The 1,876-nt window shown below is 50.4% G+C and carries 1 protein-coding gene; it reads right to left on the minus strand.

Translation table 11 applies throughout. From position 1 onward, the window contains the following. Nucleotides 1-1,876, minus strand: a 1,876-nt coding sequence (locus H5126_RS21160; RefSeq protein ID WP_182758576.1) for an Ig-like domain-containing protein, incomplete at both ends; no start/stop codon positions are given.

The following is a 1,876-nucleotide window of genomic DNA, read 5'->3' on the forward strand; positions in this document are numbered from 1 at the left end:
CCTGCGCTGTCGGTGATGGTGAGTGTAACAGTGCCACCAATTTCATTACTGGTGCCCTGCAGCTCGGGTGTTAAGTCGCTAACATCGCCTACGTTTTGAATGGTGAGTATTGGCGCTTGCGTGTCGATAGTGGTGGTATCACTCACTGTAGTTTCGTTGCCAACACTGTCGCGTACACTTACTTCGATGGTGCTTTGACCTTCACTTAATGGTGTGGTTGGAGTGGCACTCCAATTACCATCCGCATCAACAAGGGCGGTGATGGTTTGTGGGTTGCCGTTGCTGTCGGTAACGACTATCGTCACTTGTGCACCTTCGCCCGCATCACTTGTGCCGCTTATGATTGGCGTGTTGCTGTCGCTTTGTGCTGCAACATCAACAGTGAGTGTCGGCGGTGTATTATCAAAGTCATCTGAGCTAATTGTACGGGTATTACCTGCGGCATCGGTCGCTGTGGCGATCACTGAGCCAACATCAAGTAACGATACATCTAATCCGACTAATGACCAATTACCATCGGCATCAGTTGTGGTGGTGTAGGTGGCACCAATGCCACCGCCAACCAGTTGCTCGGTAATGGTAATTTCACTGCCTGCTGGCAAGTCAGAGGTACCACTTAAGGTAACCAATAAACCAAGTTCAAACGTTGGTGTAAAGGCAAGTGCCGGTGGAGTTACGTCTACTTCGCCACTGTCTGTACCTGTACCTGTGTTGCCCGCTGCATCAGTGATGCTGGCGCTAACGCTATAATTCCCTTCGGCTAATGTGCCTGTTGGTGTCGCACTCCAGTTACCATTGGCATCGGTTTGTACATCAATGCTTTGAGTGGCATTTGCTGCATCTGTAAACGTCACCGTGATGGTGCTGTTAGGTGCATCACTGGTGCCTGTCACTGTGGGCGTGCTGTCATTTGTTAATAATGGCGCATCTACACTCACACTTGGTGCTGTGGTATCAATGGTGCCGTTGCCGGTAATATCGGTGCTGTTACCTGCCACATCGCTAATACTTGCTTCGATGCTATATGGTCCCTCTGCCAGTGCAGTCGGTACTTCTACAGAGAAGTTGCCGTCTGCATCAACCGTGGTGGTAAACGTTTGTGTATTGCCTTGATCGTCCACTACCGTGAAGTTAATAACCGTGCCTTCAACGGCATCACTTGTTCCACTGAGTGTCGGGGTGATGTCATTACTTGAGCCTGGGCTGGTAAGTACAAGTGTCGGTGCAGTGGTATCTATTTCACCTGCGCCTGTGGCGGTGGTGTCGTTGCCTGCGGTATCTTCAACACTCGCGCTAATAGTGTATGTACCTTCTGCAAGTGCTACCGGTACAGGGATTGACCACGTGCCATTGGCTAGTACGGTGGCGCTCATTGTTTGCGCTGCGCCGCTGCTGTCGGTGACAACAATGGTTACTTCACTGCCTTGCGGTGCATCGCTGGTACCTGCAATCGTTGGCGTGGTGTCGTTCCCTACACCGTTGTCTGTAATAACAAGGCTCGGGCCAGTAAGGTCTATCTGACCTGTCTCGGTGGCGCTGCCGATATTACCTAGACCATCATTTACCTGTGCGGTGACAGTATATTCGCCTTCGGCTAAATCAGTTGGTGCATCGACACTCCATACTCCACCCGTTACGGTTGTATCAACAGTCGTAATATTCCCTGCACTGTCTTCAAACGTTAAGCTAATGGTAGTGTTATCTGCCGCATCGCTTGTACCATTAATGGTTGGGGTGGTGTCGTTGGTGTCAACCAGTGCATTAATACTAATGCTTGGGGCCGTGGTGTTGAGTGTTGCGGTTTCACTTAATGTAGTGGTATTACCGGCGTTATCACTAACGCTTGCTTCAATAGTGAGTGGACCATCAGTTAACG

This window comes from Pseudoalteromonas sp. SG45-3 (genome assembly GCF_014164075.1).
Classification (GTDB): Bacteria; Pseudomonadota; Gammaproteobacteria; order Enterobacterales; family Alteromonadaceae; genus Pseudoalteromonas; species Pseudoalteromonas distincta.